Source organism: Ruegeria sp. G10, assembly GCF_056533645.1.
Genome location: NZ_JBQFOQ010000007.1, coordinates 95708 through 110672, shown reverse-complemented (window position 1 = coordinate 110672; position 14965 = coordinate 95708). Strand labels below are relative to the sequence as shown.

General features: G+C 59.9%; 16 protein-coding genes. 10 read left to right on the top strand and 6 right to left on the bottom strand.

All coding sequences use genetic code 11. The features are described from left to right. The first annotated feature begins 56 nt into the window (after positions 1-56). Both ACR0KM_RS13315 and ACR0KM_RS13310 read left to right on the top strand, forming a co-directional pair. Positions 57-875, top strand: a complete 819-nt coding sequence (locus ACR0KM_RS13315) for an ABC transporter ATP-binding protein (RefSeq protein ID WP_480859105.1) — start codon at positions 57-59, stop codon at positions 873-875. A 29-nt stretch (positions 876-904) separates the two neighbouring features. Beyond that, positions 905-1891: a branched-chain amino acid ABC transporter permease gene (locus ACR0KM_RS13310; protein ID WP_480823916.1), complete on the top strand. Its 987-nt coding sequence runs from the start codon at positions 905-907 to the stop codon at positions 1889-1891. Positions 1892-1906: 15 nt separating this feature from the next. Here ACR0KM_RS13310 and ACR0KM_RS13305 read toward each other — a convergent pair whose 3' ends face one another. Further along, on the bottom strand, positions 1907-2245 hold the full coding sequence (locus ACR0KM_RS13305; RefSeq protein ID WP_480823918.1) for a hypothetical protein: 339 nt from the start codon (positions 2243-2245) through the stop codon (positions 1907-1909). Between the two features lie 108 nt (positions 2246-2353). On the opposite strand from ACR0KM_RS13305, the gene ACR0KM_RS13300 reads away from it, so the two are divergent. The 7 genes from ACR0KM_RS13300 (at position 2354) to ACR0KM_RS13270 (ending at position 9415) form a co-directional block, all read left to right on the top strand. Continuing rightward, the gene (locus ACR0KM_RS13300) at positions 2354-2611 is read left to right on the top strand and encodes a hypothetical protein (RefSeq protein ID WP_480823920.1); all 258 of its coding nucleotides are present in this window, start codon (positions 2354-2356) and stop codon (positions 2609-2611) included. 3 nt (positions 2612-2614) lie between these two features. After that, positions 2615-3691, top strand: a complete 1077-nt coding sequence (locus ACR0KM_RS13295) for a branched-chain amino acid ABC transporter permease (protein WP_480823922.1) — start codon at positions 2615-2617, stop codon at positions 3689-3691. Positions 3692-3764: 73 nt separating this feature from the next. Beyond that, on the top strand, positions 3765-5048 hold the full coding sequence (locus tag ACR0KM_RS13290; protein WP_480823924.1) for an ABC transporter substrate-binding protein: 1284 nt from the start codon (positions 3765-3767) through the stop codon (positions 5046-5048). Between the two features lie 107 nt (positions 5049-5155). Beyond that, positions 5156-5989 carry an ABC transporter ATP-binding protein gene (locus tag ACR0KM_RS13285; protein ID WP_170470807.1) on the top strand — a complete coding sequence of 278 codons (834 nt, stop codon included), beginning with the start codon at positions 5156-5158 and terminating at the stop codon, positions 5987-5989. A 19-nt stretch (positions 5990-6008) separates the two neighbouring features. Beyond that, positions 6009-7226: a phenylacetate--CoA ligase family protein gene (locus tag ACR0KM_RS13280; protein ID WP_480823926.1), complete on the top strand. Its 1218-nt coding sequence runs from the start codon at positions 6009-6011 to the stop codon at positions 7224-7226. A gap of 93 nt (positions 7227-7319) precedes the next feature. Next, entirely contained in the window at positions 7320-8984 is a 1665-nt protein-coding gene (locus ACR0KM_RS13275; protein WP_480859107.1) for an ABC transporter permease, read from the top strand. Positions 8985-9064: 80 nt separating this feature from the next. Beyond that, complete coding sequence (locus ACR0KM_RS13270; protein WP_480533634.1) at positions 9065-9415, top strand: DUF2794 domain-containing protein; 351 nt, start codon at positions 9065-9067, stop codon at positions 9413-9415. Here the strand turns inward: ACR0KM_RS13270 and ACR0KM_RS13265 are convergent. From ACR0KM_RS13265 to ACR0KM_RS13255, 3 genes are all read right to left on the bottom strand, one after another. Next, positions 9412-10149 (bottom strand): C40 family peptidase, encoded by a 738-nt coding sequence (locus tag ACR0KM_RS13265; RefSeq protein WP_480859109.1) that lies wholly within the window; start codon positions 10147-10149, stop codon positions 9412-9414. The two genes, ACR0KM_RS13270 and ACR0KM_RS13265, sit on opposite strands and share 4 nt — an antisense overlap. Further along, positions 10146-11528: a leucyl aminopeptidase family protein gene (locus ACR0KM_RS13260; RefSeq protein ID WP_480859111.1), complete on the bottom strand. Its 1383-nt coding sequence runs from the start codon at positions 11526-11528 to the stop codon at positions 10146-10148. The genes ACR0KM_RS13265 and ACR0KM_RS13260 overlap by 4 nt, the downstream gene beginning before the upstream one ends. 65 nt (positions 11529-11593) lie before the next feature. Beyond that, complete coding sequence (locus ACR0KM_RS13255) at positions 11594-11983, bottom strand: hypothetical protein (protein ID WP_480859274.1); 390 nt, start codon at positions 11981-11983, stop codon at positions 11594-11596. Between the two features lie 143 nt (positions 11984-12126). On the opposite strand from ACR0KM_RS13255, the gene ACR0KM_RS13250 reads away from it, so the two are divergent. Then, positions 12127-12777 carry a carbonic anhydrase gene (locus ACR0KM_RS13250; RefSeq protein WP_480823935.1) on the top strand — a complete coding sequence of 217 codons (651 nt, stop codon included), beginning with the start codon at positions 12127-12129 and terminating at the stop codon, positions 12775-12777. Positions 12778-12877: 100 nt separating this feature from the next. Here ACR0KM_RS13250 and ACR0KM_RS13245 read toward each other — a convergent pair whose 3' ends face one another. Beyond that, the gene (locus ACR0KM_RS13245) at positions 12878-13690 is read right to left on the bottom strand and encodes a DUF2189 domain-containing protein (RefSeq protein ID WP_480859113.1); all 813 of its coding nucleotides are present in this window, start codon (positions 13688-13690) and stop codon (positions 12878-12880) included. A 197-nt stretch (positions 13691-13887) separates the two neighbouring features. Then, positions 13888-14910, bottom strand: a complete 1023-nt coding sequence (locus ACR0KM_RS13240; protein ID WP_480859114.1) for an aspartate-semialdehyde dehydrogenase — start codon at positions 14908-14910, stop codon at positions 13888-13890. Positions 14911-14965 lie beyond the last annotated feature (55 nt).

The window sequence follows — 14965 nt, the reverse complement described above, 5'->3', positions numbered from 1 at the left end:
CCTGCGGTCATCGCCCCGCCCGCCGTCCCGTTTTTGCGTAAGTCTGGGAGAGGCTGATGCTGGATAATTCCGAAGGATATGTCACCGAAGACGGCCGCAAGATCGGCGGAGTGGTGATGGAGATGAAGAACATCACCCTGCGATTTGGCGGCGTGGTGGCGATCAAGGATATCTCGTTTGATATTCGCGAGGGCGAAATCCGCGCCATTATCGGGCCGAACGGGGCGGGCAAGTCCTCAATGCTGAATGTGATCTCGGGGTTTTATGTCCCTCAGGAGGGGGAGGTTTGGTTCCACGGCTCCAAGCGCCCTCCGATGCGGCCGTTTGAAGTGGCACAGCAGGGGATTGCGCGGACCTTCCAGAACATCGCCCTGTTCGAAGGCATGAGCGTTCTGGACAACGTCATGACCGGACGCCTGAGCTTTATGAAGACAAATATTCTTCAGCAGGCGTGGTGGAAGGGGAAGGCCGAGGCGGAAGAGACCGAGAATCGTGAGGCGGTCGAGAAGATCATAGACTTCCTTGAGATTCAGCACATCCGGAAAACGCCTGTGTCGCGCCTGCCTTACGGTTTGAAAAAGCGGGTCGAACTGGCGCGCGCTCTGGCGGCGGAGCCGAAGCTGCTGCTACTGGATGAACCGATGGCGGGCATGAACGTCGAAGAGAAAGAGGACATGAGCCGCTTTATCCTCGATGTGAATGACGAATTTGGCACCACGATTGCTCTGATCGAGCACGACATGGGCGTGGTGATGGATCTGAGCGACCGGGTCGTCGTGATGGATTACGGCAAGAAAATTGGTGATGGCACGCCGGATGAGGTGCGCAACAACCAAGAGGTCATCGACGCCTATCTGGGAGTCAGCCATGACTGATCGCCAAATGGAAATCTGGGGAGGCACCAATGCCTGAACAACTCGTATTTGCGATGGAGGTCATCCTCAACGGTCTCATGGCCGGGGTGCTTTATGCGCTGGTCGCGCTAGGCTTTGTGCTGATCTACAAGGCCTCGGGGATTTTCAATTATGCCCAAGGGGTTATGGCGCTTTTTGCGGCGATGACGCTGGTCGGGATCATGAACGGGCAGGTGCCTTTTGCGCATCTGATCAACGCGATATTCGGGACGCATGTCCATTACTTCGGTTGGAACATACCTGCGGTCTTTGCGATCATTTTAACCATGGTCGTCATGGTGTTTCTGGCCTGGGCGGTGCAACGGTTCGTGATGCGCCATCTGGTGGGCCAAGAACCGATCATCCTGTTCATGGCCACCATTGGTCTGGCTTACTTCCTTGAAGGCGTGGCCGACCTGATGTGGGGATCCGAGATCAAGACGCTGGATGTGGGTCTGCCGCAGGGGATCAACCTATGGATCGACGAGACCACCTTTAACATCTTCGACTACGGCTTCTTCATCGACAATCTGGATATCGTCGCCACGGTCATCGCGGCGCTTCTGGTGGCCGCGCTGGTGGCATTCAGCCAGTACACCAAACAGGGTCGGGCGATGCGCGCGGTGGCGGATGACCATCAGGCGGCGCTGTCGGTGGGGATTTCGCTGAACTTCATCTGGGTCATGGTCTGGTCGGTCGCGGGGTTCGTGGCCTTGGTCGCGGGGATCATGTGGGGCACCAAGTCGGGCGTCCAGTTCTCGCTGAGCCTGATCGCGCTGAAGGCGCTGCCGGTGCTGATGCTGGGTGGATTTACCTCGATCCCCGGGGCGATTGTCGGCGGGCTGATCATCGGCGTGGGTGAGAAACTGTTCGAGTTTGCCCTGGGCCCCGCGCTGGGTGGCGCGACCGAGAACTGGTTCGCCTATGTGCTGGCACTGATCTTTCTTGTGTTCCGGCCGCAAGGCCTGTTCGGCGAAAAGATCATCGAGAGGGTGTAGCGTGGTGTTGGTCTATCAGAACAGATCGCCGATCCAGTCCAGCAGCCATAGTACCGGCAGGATGAAGACTGCGCAGATCAGTATTGGCACAGCCAGTGCTAAAGGCAGCAGCAGATACGCTATCGCCGCCAACCCGGCCAGCCCGGCGAGGGACAGCATGAGATTGGCGAAGACGCCCGCAATGATCCAGCCGAACAATCCACGGTTGGGGTCGCCCGCGCGAGGACGAGCCTCGGAGGTTGCCGACGCCCGGCTCAGCAAAGCCTGTTTTGCAAGCTTCGCATCATCGTCACTGATGGTCCCTGCAGCGCGGCGGGTTTCCAGATCTTCAAGCTCTTTGGCAAGTGTATTCATCGCAAGCTCCTGTCCGAATGGTCGGATCATACCGCGAAAAGGGGCAGAATATCGCCAATTCTGCGGCGTTTCGCAGAGGCGTGCTCTGCCAGTCACAGGGTGTACGGCATGACCAAACTCATCGCGATTATCAACGTTATTGCATGGGCGGGATTCTGGGCCTTTGGCTATATCGCGCTTACTTCGGATGACCTGAGCGAGGGCCAGCTGGTGATCGCCGCGATCCTGGCTTTTGCCGGGCTGATCATGGGTATCCTTGCCTACATGAAATTGGTGCGCGCCTCTGAGGCCACCGGATACGCCAAAGGGTCCAATCAGCTGGATGCCGCAGCCCGCAACCGGGCGCAGGAAGAATGGGGAAAGTAAGACATGTTCTATCGTGAGGCCGGGGATTTCAAAACCTCGTACATAGCTGACAGCCAGACTTTCCCGATCAAGTTCGACCGGTATCGATACTATGTTGTGCTGGCGGTGGCGTTTGGGATCATCCCGTTCATCATCAACGACTACTGGGCCAACGCGCTGCTGCTGCCCTTTCTGATCTACGCCATCGCGGCGATCGGGCTGAACATTCTGGTGGGCTATTGCGGGCAGGTCTCGCTGGGCACCGGTGGGTTCATGGCCGTAGGCGCATATGCTTGCTACAAACTGATGACCGCCTTCCCGGATGTCAGCATGTTCATCCACGTCCTGCTTGCGGGGGGCATTACGGCGCTGGTGGGTGTGATCTTTGGCCTGCCAAGCCTCAGGATCAAGGGCTTCTATCTGGCTGTTGCTACACTGGCGGCGCAGTTCTTTCTTGTTTGGCTCTTCAATCGGGTATCGTGGTTCTACAATTATTCCGCCTCCGGTCAGATCAACGCGCCGGAACGGGATGTGTTTGGAATTATCATCACCGGCCCGAATGCTCCGGCGTGGGCGGCCTATCTGTTCTGCCTCGTCTTTCTGACCCTCAGCGCAATCATCGCGCGCAATCTGACGCGCGGCACCACAGGCCGGACCTGGATGGCGATCCGCGATATGGACATCGCGGCCGAGATCATCGGGGTGAACCCGTTGAAGGCGAAACTGACTGCCTTCGCCGTCAGCTCGTTCTTCGTGGGCATCGCTGGCGCGCTGTTCTTCGCGGTCTATCTGGGTGCCGTCGAGGTGGGTGAGGTCTTTGGCATCCAGAAATCATTCCTGGTATTGTTCATGGTCATTATCGGCGGGTTAGGGTCTATATTCGGATCCTTTGCAGGGGCCGCTTTCCTTGTGCTGTTGCCTGTCGTGCTGAAACTGATCGGCGTGGACCTGCTGGGCTGGCCGACGGATATCGTGGCGCACCTGAACCTCGTGATCGTGGGGGCGCTGATCATCATGTTCCTGATCCTCGAACCGCACGGGCTGGCGCAGCTGTGGCGTGTGGCAAAAGAGAAACTCAGACTGTGGCCGTTCCCGCACTAAGGGGCTGGTCCAAGCACAAGGCGGGCGGAAAGCCCGAAATCACCATCGGATCAATCAAGGGAGGAGACACCCGATGAACAAGAAACTGGCAACCCTGGCGCTGGGCGCCGTGATGGCCGCAGGTCCGGTCATGGCGGACCTCGTGTTCCCGTCGCTCAGCTACCGGACGGGCCCCTACGCGGCAGGCGGAATTCCGTTTGCAGACGGTTACGCCGACTACTTTACCCTTTTGAATGAACGGGATGGTGGCATCGGCGGTGTTCCGGCGCGCGTGATCGAATGTGAAACCGGCTACAATACGGAAAAAGGGGTGGAATGCTATGAATCGACCAAGGGCGAAGGCGCTCTGGTCTATCAGCCGCTGTCGACCGGGATCACCTATCAGTTGATCCCCAAAGTGACCGCAGATGGCATCCCGCTGCACACAATGGGCTATGGCCGGACTTCGGCCGCGAACGGCAAAGTGTTCAGCCACGTGTTCAACTATCCGGCCAATTACTGGAACGGCGCGTCGGGCGCGATCAACTATCTGCTGGATCAAAATGGTGGAGATCTGGGCGGCAAGAAGATCGCACTGGTCTATCACAACTCGGCCTACGGCAAAGAGCCGATCCGGACTTTGGAAACGCTGGCTGAGAAACACGGCTATGATCTGACTTTGCTGCCTGTTGACCATCCCGGTCAGGAGCAGAAATCGCAATGGCTGCAAATCCGCCGCGAAAAGCCTGACTATGTGATCATGTGGGGCTGGGGTGTGATGAACCAGGTCGCGGTGCAGGAGGCGGCCAACATCCGCTTCCCCATGGAGAACTTCATCGGGGTCTGGTGGTCCGGCGCTGAGTTCGACGTTGAGCCTGCTGGTGAAAAAGCCACCGGCTACAAGGCGCTGACCTTCACGGGTCTCGGCAAAGACTACCCGGTCTATGACGATCTGCAGAAATACGTTGTGGATGCAGGCAAGGCCGCAGGTGCAGGTGACCAGCTGGGTTCGGTTCAGTACAACCGCGGGCTCTATGCCGCGATGCTGGCGGCCGAGGCGGTGAAAACCGCGCAGGAGATGCATGGCACAGCCGAAATCGACGCGTCGATGATGCGCGATGGCATGGAAGCGCTTGAGATCACCAACGCAAAGATGGAAGGGCTGGGCATGGCTGGCTTCGGACCCGAATTCTCGGTTTCCTGTGAGAACCACGGCGGTCCGGGCCTTGTTGGCGTTGTCCAATGGGATGCCGCTGCGGGCACCTGGAATCCGGTGCAGGATTTCAAACCGACCGATGCGGAAGTGATCAATGCACTGATCGAAGAAGACTCGGGCGCTTACGCGGCTGAGAACAACATTTCTCAGCGCTGCGAGTAAGCAACCCCGGCGCCTCGGTTAACCGGGCGCCTCGACAACCGGAGCGGCGGTTCTGCTGCCGCTCCTCACGAATAGCCCCGGATGGGCAGGCATGAGGACACGCGCTGATGCTGGATGCGGCACAAACCACTGACGTGCAGGCGGAAACCCTGCTTGAAGTCAACAATATCGAGGTGATCTACAACCACGTGATCCTCGTGCTGAAAGGCGTCAGCCTGACCGTGCCCAAGGGCGGTATTACCGCCTTGCTGGGCGGCAATGGTGCGGGCAAGACGACGACGCTGAAGGCGGTGTCGAACCTGCTGCACTCGGAACGGGGTGAGGTCACCAAGGGCTCGATCAAGTATCGCGGTCAAAGCGTGCACGAAAGCGATCCTGCCGATCTGGTGGAAAAGGGCGTCATTCAGGTGATGGAGGGCCGCCACTGTTTCGAACACCTTACGGTCGAAGAAAACCTGCTCACCGGTGCCTACACCCGCAAGGATGGCAATGCCGCGATCCAAAGCGATCTGGAGCTGGTTTACAATTACTTCCCGCGTCTGAAAGAGCGCCGCAAAAGCCAGGCGGGCTATACCTCGGGTGGGGAACAGCAGATGGTGGCCATGGGCCGGGCGCTGATGTCGCGGCCTGAAACCATCCTGCTGGACGAACCCTCGATGGGTCTGGCCCCGCAGCTGGTCGAAGAGATTTTCGGCATCGTGAAGGACTTGAACGAGAAAGAAGGCGTATCCTTCCTGCTGGCCGAGCAGAACACAAATGTGGCTCTGAGATTTGCGCATTACGGCTATATTCTGGAATCGGGCCGTGTGGTGATGGATGGCCCCGCCGCCGAATTACGCGAGAACCCGGACGTTAAGGAATTTTACCTCGGCATGTCGGATGAAGGCCGCAAAAGCTTTCGCGATGTGCGCTCATACCGCCGCCGCAAGAGATGGCTGTAAGCGGATGGAGGATCTTTCGATGACCTATTTCGACAAGCTTGAAACCCGATCCGCAGACGAACGCGCCGCCGATCACGCGCGCGTCTTGCCGACCCAGATTGCCCGCGCGCAATCTGCCCCCGGCTATGCGAAGATCCTTGCGGGGATAGATGCGAGTGCGGTGACCAGCGCCGAGGCTTTGGCCAAATTGCCGGTGCTGCGCAAATCCGATCTGACGCAGGCACAGGGCACGCGGCCTCCATTCGGTGGGTTCACGGTCAAGCCTGCGCGGCATTTCCAGCATGTGTTCCAGTCGCCGGGCCCGATTTACGAACCGGGCAGCACCGATCACGACTGGTGGCGCATGGGGCGGTTCCTGAACGCCGCCGGAGTGGGCCCCGGCGATATCGTGCAGAACTGCTTTGGCTATCACCTGACCCCGGCGGGGATGATCTTTGAAAGCGGCGCGCAGGCCGTTGGCGCGGCTGTGCTGCCCGCAGGCACCGGCCAGACCGAGCTGCAGGTGACCGCCGCCCGCGATGTGGGCTGTTCCGCCTATGCGGGCACACCAGATTACCTGAAAATCATCCTCGACAAGGCGGATGAGATGGGCGTTGCCCTGCAATTCTCAAAGGCTGTGGTTGGCGGTGGTGCTCTGTTCCCGTCGCTGCGACAGGACTATGCGGATCGTGGCATATCGTGTCTGCAGTGTTACGCCACCGCCGATCTGGGCAACATCGCCTATGAAAGCCCCGCGATGGAAGGGATGATCCTCGACGAACACGTCATCGTCGAGATCGTCACCCCCGGCACTGGCACCCCCGTGGCCCCAGGAGAGGTGGGTGAGGTTGTGGTGACCACGCTCAACCCCGATTACCCGCTGATCCGCTTCGCCACCGGTGATCTGTCAGCGATCATGCCGGGCGAATCCCCCTGTGGTCGGACCAACACGCGCATCAAAGGCTGGATGGGTCGTGCTGATCAAACCACCAAGATCAAAGGCATGTTTGTCCGCCCCGAACAGGTGGCCGCGCTGGTCGACAAGCATGACGAGATCGTCAAGGCGCGCGTCATCGCCGCCCGACAGGGTGAGATGGACACAATGACCGTCCAGATCGAAAGCCCCGGCGGGAATGACGGGGCCTATGCCAAATCGGTGGTCGAGGTGTTGAAACTCAAAGGCGCGATCGAAGTCGTGGCGCCCGGCTCTCTGCCCAAGGACGGGTTGGTGATCGAGGATCAGCGCGTCTACGAATAACGATCTGCCGCAGAATTGTTGGCCCGCCCACTGGTGTTTCTTAGCATTTTGGTCGATTAAAGGCAGACCCTGCGGGATTCTCAGTCGGACGCCATGGCCGAAGTCGAATATTCAGAACACGGAACGCGTAATCGCGGTGCCCTGGGCACGCGATTGGTTGGTGGCATCGCCTATGCCGTGGCCGGTGCCTGCCTGCTGCCGATGGTGGCTGTTGTTCTGGCGGCGGTGACCGGTGGAACCGACACGATTTCCCATTTGTTAGAGACTGTTCTGCCCGGCTATGCGCTGACCACCGCAATCCTTGTGGTGTTGGTCGCCGCAGGGACGTTTTCGATCGGGGTGGGCGCGGCGTGGCTGGTCACGATGACCCGCTTCCCGGGCGTACGCGTGCTGGAAATCGCGTTGGTTCTGCCGCTGGCTTTCCCGGCCTATGTGCTGGCCTATGCCTATACGTTTATTCTGGATCACCCCGGCATCGTGCAAACCACGCTACGCGAGGTCACCGGTTGGGGGCCACGTGACTATTGGTTCCCCGAGATACGCTCGACCGAGGGCGCGGCGGTTATGCTGATCCTCGTGCTCTATCCATATGTCTATCTGCTGGCACGCGCGGCGTTCCTGCAACAAAGCGCCACTGCGTTTCTGGCCGCCCGGGCGCTGGGCAATGGTCCGTGGCACGCGTTCTGGCGCGTGTCGCTGCCCATGGCCCGCCCCGCAATTGCCGGAGGTGTCCTGCTGGCGGTGATGGAGACCATCGCTGATTTCGGCACTGTTGCCTATTTCGGTGTTCAGACCTTTGCCACCGGTATCTATACCAGCTGGTTTTCGATGGCCGACCGCGCAGCCGCTGCGCAGCTGGCCCTGTGTCTTCTAGGGTTCGCGCTGGTCATGGCGGTGACCGAACGCACGCAGCGCGGCAAGGCGAAATACTATCAGGCAGGCAAACGCCACGCGGTACTGCCAGCGGCGCAGTTGAAAGGATGGCAATCGCTTGCGGCGTTTCTGCTCTGCGCCATTCCGGTCCTGTTCGGGTTTCTGCTGCCCGTGGTGATCCTTGTGCAGATGGGGCTGGAATCCGAGCAAAACCTGCTGTCGCGCCGCTATATCGGGTTCATCCAGAATTCACTGACGCTGGCCGGGACGGCTGCGGTGATTACCGTCTGCGCAGCCGTTTCGGTCGGGTTTTTCCAGCGTTTGCGCCCCGGGCGCGGCTCGGCCTCAGCGGCCTATCTGGCGCGGCTGGGCTATGCGGTACCGGGTGGCGTGATCGCGGTGGGGCTGATCGTGCCCTTTGCCGGGTTCGACAATGCTCTGGACGCGTGGATGCGCCAGACCTTTGACATTTCAACCGGGCTGCTGGTCACCGGCTCGATCTGGTTGCTGATCGCGGCCTATATGGTGCGGTTTCTGGCCGCCGCGCTCAGCGCTTATGAGGGTGGACAAAGCACGGTGCACGCAAACATGGATGCCGCCGCGCGGTCGCTGGGGCAGACGCCCCTTGGCACGTTGCGTCGCGTGCATCTGCCGATCCTGACACCCTCGCTACTAACCGCGTTGCTGATCGTCTTTGTCGATGTGATGAAGGAACTGCCTGCGACGCTGATCATGCGGCCTTTCAATTTCGACACGCTGGCGGTGCAAGCCTATCGTCTGGCCTCGGACGAACGGCTTGAAGGTGCTGCGGTGCCATCGCTGGTCATTCTGGCCGTGGGGCTGCTGCCGGTGATCCTGATCTGTCGTCAGGTCGGGCGCCGGTAACTGCGCACGGCGCTTCAAAAATACCACACTGGGTTTGAGCCGGGCTTGATTCAGACGCGATTTCCGGCAAGGCTTGTTCCATGAACATGCAGCCTCCCAGCCGGTTCGGGTCCGGCTCTGCCCAGATGCCAGTCGCGTTTGACCGGCGCGAGATGTCTCATATCCTGTCAGTCTATGGCCGAATGGTCGCCGCCGGAGAGTGGCGTGATTACGGGATTTCGAACCTGCGCGACATGGCGGTGTTTTCGATCTTCCGCCGTACGGCGGAACACCCGATCTATCGCGTCGAGAAACACCCCCGCCTGCGGTTGCGTCAGGGGATGTATTCTGTGGTCGGGATGGATGGCCGGATCCTGAAACGCGGCCATGACCTGCGTGCTGTACTCAGGGTGCTGGAGCGCAAACTGATCCGCTCGGTCGACCTTGATTAGAGTCGTTTATGTGATGTGACCGGTCCATCGCCTTGCTGCGCGATACGGGCGATTGCCTGATCCATCGGCTCAAGCGCGACGGCCATGTGATAGGCGTTGGCGTGCAGCAGCAGGTTCTCGGCGGCGACCCAGGCGACATGGCCTTTCCAGAACAGCAGGTCCCCGCGTTGCGCCGGTGTGCCCGGCGCGACGAGTTCGCCGACCTCGCGTTCCTGATCGCCGCTGTCTCCGGGGCAGGGGATGCCACAGGCCAGCAGGGCAGCCTGCACCAGACCCGAGCAATCCAGCCCGAACCGGCTGTTGCCGCCCCACAGATAGGGCGTGCCCAGAAACAGCTGCGCCGCCGCGACCGGGTCGGTCAGGCGCGAATAGGCGGGCACCGCGTGGACCCCGGGGATAAAGCCCAGCGCAGTTTCCAGAAACCCCTCTTCTTCTGACAGCGCCCTGATTTTACTGCCGAAACTCAATGATATCTGATCGGCGCTTTTCATATCCGGCGCGGCATAGGCATGGGTTGAGGCGGCGACGATCCAATGGGTCTGCGGCTCGACCGGGCCCAGATGGTCCGAGACAACCCAGCCGGTGTAGCCGTCCTTGTCGGAGGTGATGCGACTCCACCCGTCTTGGTCTTCGGTGACCGTGACGGTGTCTCCGAACAGCAATTGCCGGTCACGCGGGCCGTCGGGCTGGCGCAGTAGATCGACGACCGGGCGGACAATCCGCGCTGCGCTCATAGGTTCAGTATCTCGGGCAGCGCGGCCAGCAGGGCGCGCGGGCCTTGGCCCAGACCGCCCTTGCTGCGCCCCGGTTCTTTGCTGCGCTGCCAGGCATAGATGTCGAAATGCATGTATCGGCTTTCACCGGCAAAACGACGCAGGAACAGCGCGGCGGTGATCGAACCCGCAAAACCACCCGCCGGCGCATTGTCCAGATCGGCAATCCCCGGTTCGATCAGCGCTTCATAGGGGTCATGAAACGGCATTCGCCAGACCGGATCAGCAACGGCGCGTCCCGCGCGGGTCAGAGCGTCGGCGGCCCCGTCATCATCGGTATAGAATGGCGCCAGATCAGCCCCGACAGCCACCCGCGCGGCACCCGTCAGCGTCGCCATCGAGATCACCAAGTCCGGTTCGCCCTCATCCGCAAGCGCCAGCGCATCAGCCAGCACCAAACGCCCTTCGGCATCGGTGTTGTTGATCTCGACCGTCAGACCGTTGCGGGCGGTCAGGATGTCTCCGGGCCGGAAGGCGTTGCCCGCCACCGCGTTTTCCACTGCCGGGATCAGCACGCGCAGTTGAACATTCAGGCCCAGCTTCATGATCATCTGCGCCAGCCCCAGTACATTTGCCGCGCCGCCCATGTCCTTTTTCATCAGACCCATCGACGCGCCGGGTTTCAGGTTCAGCCCGCCGGTGTCGAAACAGACGCCTTTGCCCACCAGCGTCAGCTTTGGCCCGCTGTTGTCCCAGTTCAGTTCGATCAGACGCGGTGCCTGAGCGGCGGCGCGTCCGACCGTGTGGATCATCGGAAAGTTCTGATCCAGCAGGGCGTCGCCCGTGGTCACGGAACAGCGCGCGCCGCATTCTTCGGCCAGAGATTCGGCGGCGATTTGCAATTGCTCGGGCCCCATATCCGCAGCCGGGGTGTTCACCAGATGCCGGATCAGTAACTCGGCATTGGCCAGCGTCTCGATCCGCGTCGCGTCGATGCCGTCGGGTGCGACCAGCCGCGCTTTGGCTGCATTGCCGGTGGCGTAACGATCGAAGACATAGCCTGTCATCAGCCATCCGAAACACTCGGCCTCAAGCATTTCGTCGGAAACGCCCGATGCGATGCGATAGGTGCCTGCGGGCAACGCTTCGGCGGCTGCGGCCAGCGGGAAGCGTTTGCGCGCGCGTTTGGCTGCGCTGCCAAAGCCCGCCAGTGCAAATTCCGGCGTGCCGTCGGCTTTGGGTATGACCAGGACCTGCCCTAAAGCAGCCGAGAATCCGCTGGTTGCGACCCAGTTTTGCACCCGCTCGGGCTGATCCGACAGCCAGTCGTCAAGCGCGGATTGCTCAAGAACATAAAGCGGCAGCGCAGGTGTTTCGGGCGGGGCGAAGGACAGGGTCATGGGCGTCTCGGGCTGGTTCTGATCGCACCCAGACTAGCCGCCTGCGACCCGCCCGCAACCCCCCTTCAGACCGAAAGATCCTGCTGATCCCAGACCGCCGTCAAAGAGCGTTCGCCGACCCGGATCAGACGCCCCAATGTCGCCCCGGTGGCCACCGCGTCGCCGCGATCGACCGCATGGGCCACATCGCTTGCCACCCGCGCCAGCACCGTCATCCCGATCTGATCTGCAATCGCCACCAGAGATCGCGCGCATTTGCGCAACCCCGACCAATCGCGTTGCCGCCAGAAGCGTTCGCAATTCGAAAGGCGCACCGCCAGCTCCTCGACCGTGCGGCACAGCACGTCCAGCGCATTGGTGTCCCCCAGCTGATGATACAGGCTGCTGAGCCGGTCCGGGTCCAGCCGCACGGATTCTTTCTGTTCAAGCGTGATAATCTTGTCCACCACATTCACCCTCGTGTTCATGCCCCCACGGCACGGGGTCACTCTGGCATCACATACCTTTGCAATTCCTTGCGCTGCATCGGGATAATGTCTCGAATTTTGCGCGAATTCAGGTTAGAGAGCGGATCAGTCAAGACCACAGGAACATCAGAATGAAATTTGCCAAACCTTTGCCGAGCTATCTGGTCAAACGGTATCATGGCTGGAAAGCGACGACTTACTCGGAAAATCAGGTTTGGTATCGAAGACTTGCAACCGAGGGCCAGCGTCCGCGTGCGATGGTGATCTCGTGCTGTGACAGCCGTGTGCATGTGACGTCGATGTTCGGGGCCGATCAGGGTGATTTCTTTATCCACCGTAACATTGCAAACCTTGTGCCGCCCTATCTGCCGGACGGCGATCACCATGGTACCAGCGCAGCCATCGAATACGCTGTCACCGCATTGAAGGTGGCGCATCTGATCGTTCTGGGTCATTCGCAGTGCGGCGGAGTACAGGGTTGTATCGATATGTGCAAAGGACAGGCCCCGCAGCTGGAAGCCAAAGAAAGCTTTGTCGGGCGCTGGATGGAGATCCTGAAGCCAAAATTCGATCTGGTTGCTGATATCGAAGACGGTGCCGATCAGGCACGTCAGTTTGAACGCTTTGCGGTGGTTGCCTCGATGGAAAACCTGATGACCTTCCCGTTTGTGTCTTCTGCTGTCGAGGAAGGGTCCCTTAGCCTGCATGGGCTATGGACTGATATCGGCGAAGGCGGGTTGGAGTGCTACGACCCGCACGAGAACAAATTCGTCACCGTTTGATCTGGCCCGCTGCCGCTTGGTCGGTATGCAATCCGTCTTAGGCGATCTGTGAACCGCATTTGTGCTGCCCTGATTGCCTTGGCCGGGTTGGGCGATCAGGTTACATATCCGTTGGCGACACCGCCCTTTGATAGAGGTGCCAGGTGGTGTGGCCAAGGATCGGCAGGGTGAAGATCAAGCCCAAAAACGCGGGTATCAACGACACAAGCATCGTGATCGAGATGATCGCCGCCCAGCTGAGCATAACGACCGGGTTTTCCGAAACTACGCGAAGGGATGTCAGCATGGCCGAGACAAAATTGGTTTCGCGATCGAGCAGCATGGGCATGGCAACGACCGTCACCGAAAACAGCACAGCCGACAGAAATGCGCCAATACAGGTACCGACTGCAAGAAAGGTCCAACCCTGCGGCGTGAAAAACACAACGTTCAGGAAACCGCCGAAATCCGAGAAAGAGGCGTTCTGCAGGATGATCGCCAGCCACAGGCGGACCTGATAGGTCCAGACCCAGAAAATGAACAGGGTGACAAAGGCCATCCAGCCCATCTCGCGTTTGCGTTGATTTGCCATCACGCCCAGAATGTCTGACCAGCCGAACGGTTCGTTATTTTGCAGCCGTCGCGAGATTTCATACAGCCCAGCCGCTGCGAAAGGTGCGACCAGAGGAAAACCGACGGCGGCTGGAATGATCATCCAGATCTTGCCCAGCCAAACCAGACACCAGACAAACAGAATCCCGAACAGCGCATAAAACAGGCCGAAAAAACCGCTCATGACGGGGCGTGCCAGAAAGTCTGCAAACCCGGCTTTCAGCGATGCGGTAATATCGTCAGCGGTCAGAGTGTTGATCTTGGGCATGGCCTGTGGTGTCAGATTGCCCGGCGGTGTGGGCCCTGCGGTCTTGGACGTCATTGCACGTTCCTCCCCAACCATGGAAAGGCGTTGTTGCGTCCGCCCATAGCTCGTGCTTTGAGACCGACATCCCTTCCCTGCACACAAGTTTGCACGAGGTCAGACACTGGGGCAAGTGGCGGGACCGTCCCCTGAATACAAGAAACCCCGCGGACAGTGTCGCGGGGTTTGCCTGATCCAGGGTTTCAAGGCGGGTACTAACCCTTTTTCAAAACCTCACGGCCCAGCAGTTCGGCGATCTGTACCGCGTTCAGGGCAGCACCCTTGCGCAGGTTGTCCGAAACACACCACAGGTTCAGGCCGTTCTCGATGGTCGAGTCCTGACGGATACGGCTGATGAAAGTCGCGAAATCGCCCGCGCATTCGATGGGCGAGACGTAGCCACCCGGTTCACGCTTGTCGATCACCATGATGCCCGGAGCCTCGCGCAGGATGTCGCGGGCCTCGTCCTCGTCCAGGAATTCCTCGAACTCGATATTCACGGCCTCGGAATGGCCGACGAAGACCGGTACGCGGACGCAGGTTGCGGTGACCTTGATCGACGGATCGACGATCTTTTTGGTCTCGACAACCATCTTCCACTCTTCCTTGGTCGAACCGTCTTCCATGAAGACGTCGATCTGCGGAATGACGTTGAAGGCGATCTGCTTCTGGAATTTCTTCGGCTCCACCTCGGTGGTGGGGTTGTAAACCGCTTTGGTCTGATCCCAAAGCTCATCCATGCCCTCTTTGCCAGCGCCCGAGACCGACTGATAGGTCGAGACAACCACACGCTTGATCTTGGCGCGGTCATGCAGCGGCTTCAGCGCGACAACCATCTGCGCGGTCGAGCAGTTGGGGTTGGCGATGATGTTCTTGTTCTTGTAGTCGTGGATCGTCTGCGGGTTACATTCCGGCACGATCAGCGGGATATCGGGGTCATAGCGATAGAGCGAGCTGTTATCGATCACCACACAACCCGCCGCGGCCGCCTTGGGCGCGTAGACCTTGGTTGCGTCCGAGCCGATGGCAAACAGCGCCATGTCCCAGCCGGTGAAGTCAAAGGTGTCGATGTCCTGGGTTGTCAGTGTCTTGTCGCCAAAGCTTACTTCGGTCCCCAGCGAACGACGGCTTGCCAGCACGGCAAGTTCATCAACCGGGAACTGGCGTTCCGCCAGAATGTTCAGCATTTCGCGGCCCACGTTACCCGTGGCGCCGGCGACAACGACGCGATAGCCCATTTCATGTCTCCAAAGTTAAGGACGCGCGTTCATAGCCGCGTTGCGGCCAAGAAAA

Coding starts and splice junctions, on each gene's coding strand:
- ACR0KM_RS13315 (WP_480859105.1), top strand. CDS start 57: ATGCTGGATAATTCCGAAGGATATGTCACCGAAGACGGCCGCAAGATC.
- ACR0KM_RS13310 (WP_480823916.1), top strand. CDS start 905: ATGCCTGAACAACTCGTATTTGCGATGGAGGTCATCCTCAACGGTCTC.
- ACR0KM_RS13305 (WP_480823918.1), bottom strand. CDS start 2,245: ATGAATACACTTGCCAAAGAGCTTGAAGATCTGGAAACCCGCCGCGCT.
- ACR0KM_RS13300 (WP_480823920.1), top strand. CDS start 2,354: ATGACCAAACTCATCGCGATTATCAACGTTATTGCATGGGCGGGATTC.
- ACR0KM_RS13295 (WP_480823922.1), top strand. CDS start 2,615: ATGTTCTATCGTGAGGCCGGGGATTTCAAAACCTCGTACATAGCTGAC.
- ACR0KM_RS13290 (WP_480823924.1), top strand. CDS start 3,765: ATGAACAAGAAACTGGCAACCCTGGCGCTGGGCGCCGTGATGGCCGCA.
- ACR0KM_RS13285 (WP_170470807.1), top strand. CDS start 5,156: ATGCTGGATGCGGCACAAACCACTGACGTGCAGGCGGAAACCCTGCTT.
- ACR0KM_RS13280 (WP_480823926.1), top strand. CDS start 6,009: ATGACCTATTTCGACAAGCTTGAAACCCGATCCGCAGACGAACGCGCC.
- ACR0KM_RS13275 (WP_480859107.1), top strand. CDS start 7,320: ATGGCCGAAGTCGAATATTCAGAACACGGAACGCGTAATCGCGGTGCC.
- ACR0KM_RS13270 (WP_480533634.1), top strand. CDS start 9,065: ATGAACATGCAGCCTCCCAGCCGGTTCGGGTCCGGCTCTGCCCAGATG.
- ACR0KM_RS13265 (WP_480859109.1), bottom strand. CDS start 10,149: ATGAGCGCAGCGCGGATTGTCCGCCCGGTCGTCGATCTACTGCGCCAG.
- ACR0KM_RS13260 (WP_480859111.1), bottom strand. CDS start 11,528: ATGACCCTGTCCTTCGCCCCGCCCGAAACACCTGCGCTGCCGCTTTAT.
- ACR0KM_RS13250 (WP_480823935.1), top strand. CDS start 12,127: ATGAAATTTGCCAAACCTTTGCCGAGCTATCTGGTCAAACGGTATCAT.
- ACR0KM_RS13245 (WP_480859113.1), bottom strand. CDS start 13,690: ATGACGTCCAAGACCGCAGGGCCCACACCGCCGGGCAATCTGACACCA.
- ACR0KM_RS13240 (WP_480859114.1), bottom strand. CDS start 14,910: ATGGGCTATCGCGTCGTTGTCGCCGGCGCCACGGGTAACGTGGGCCGC.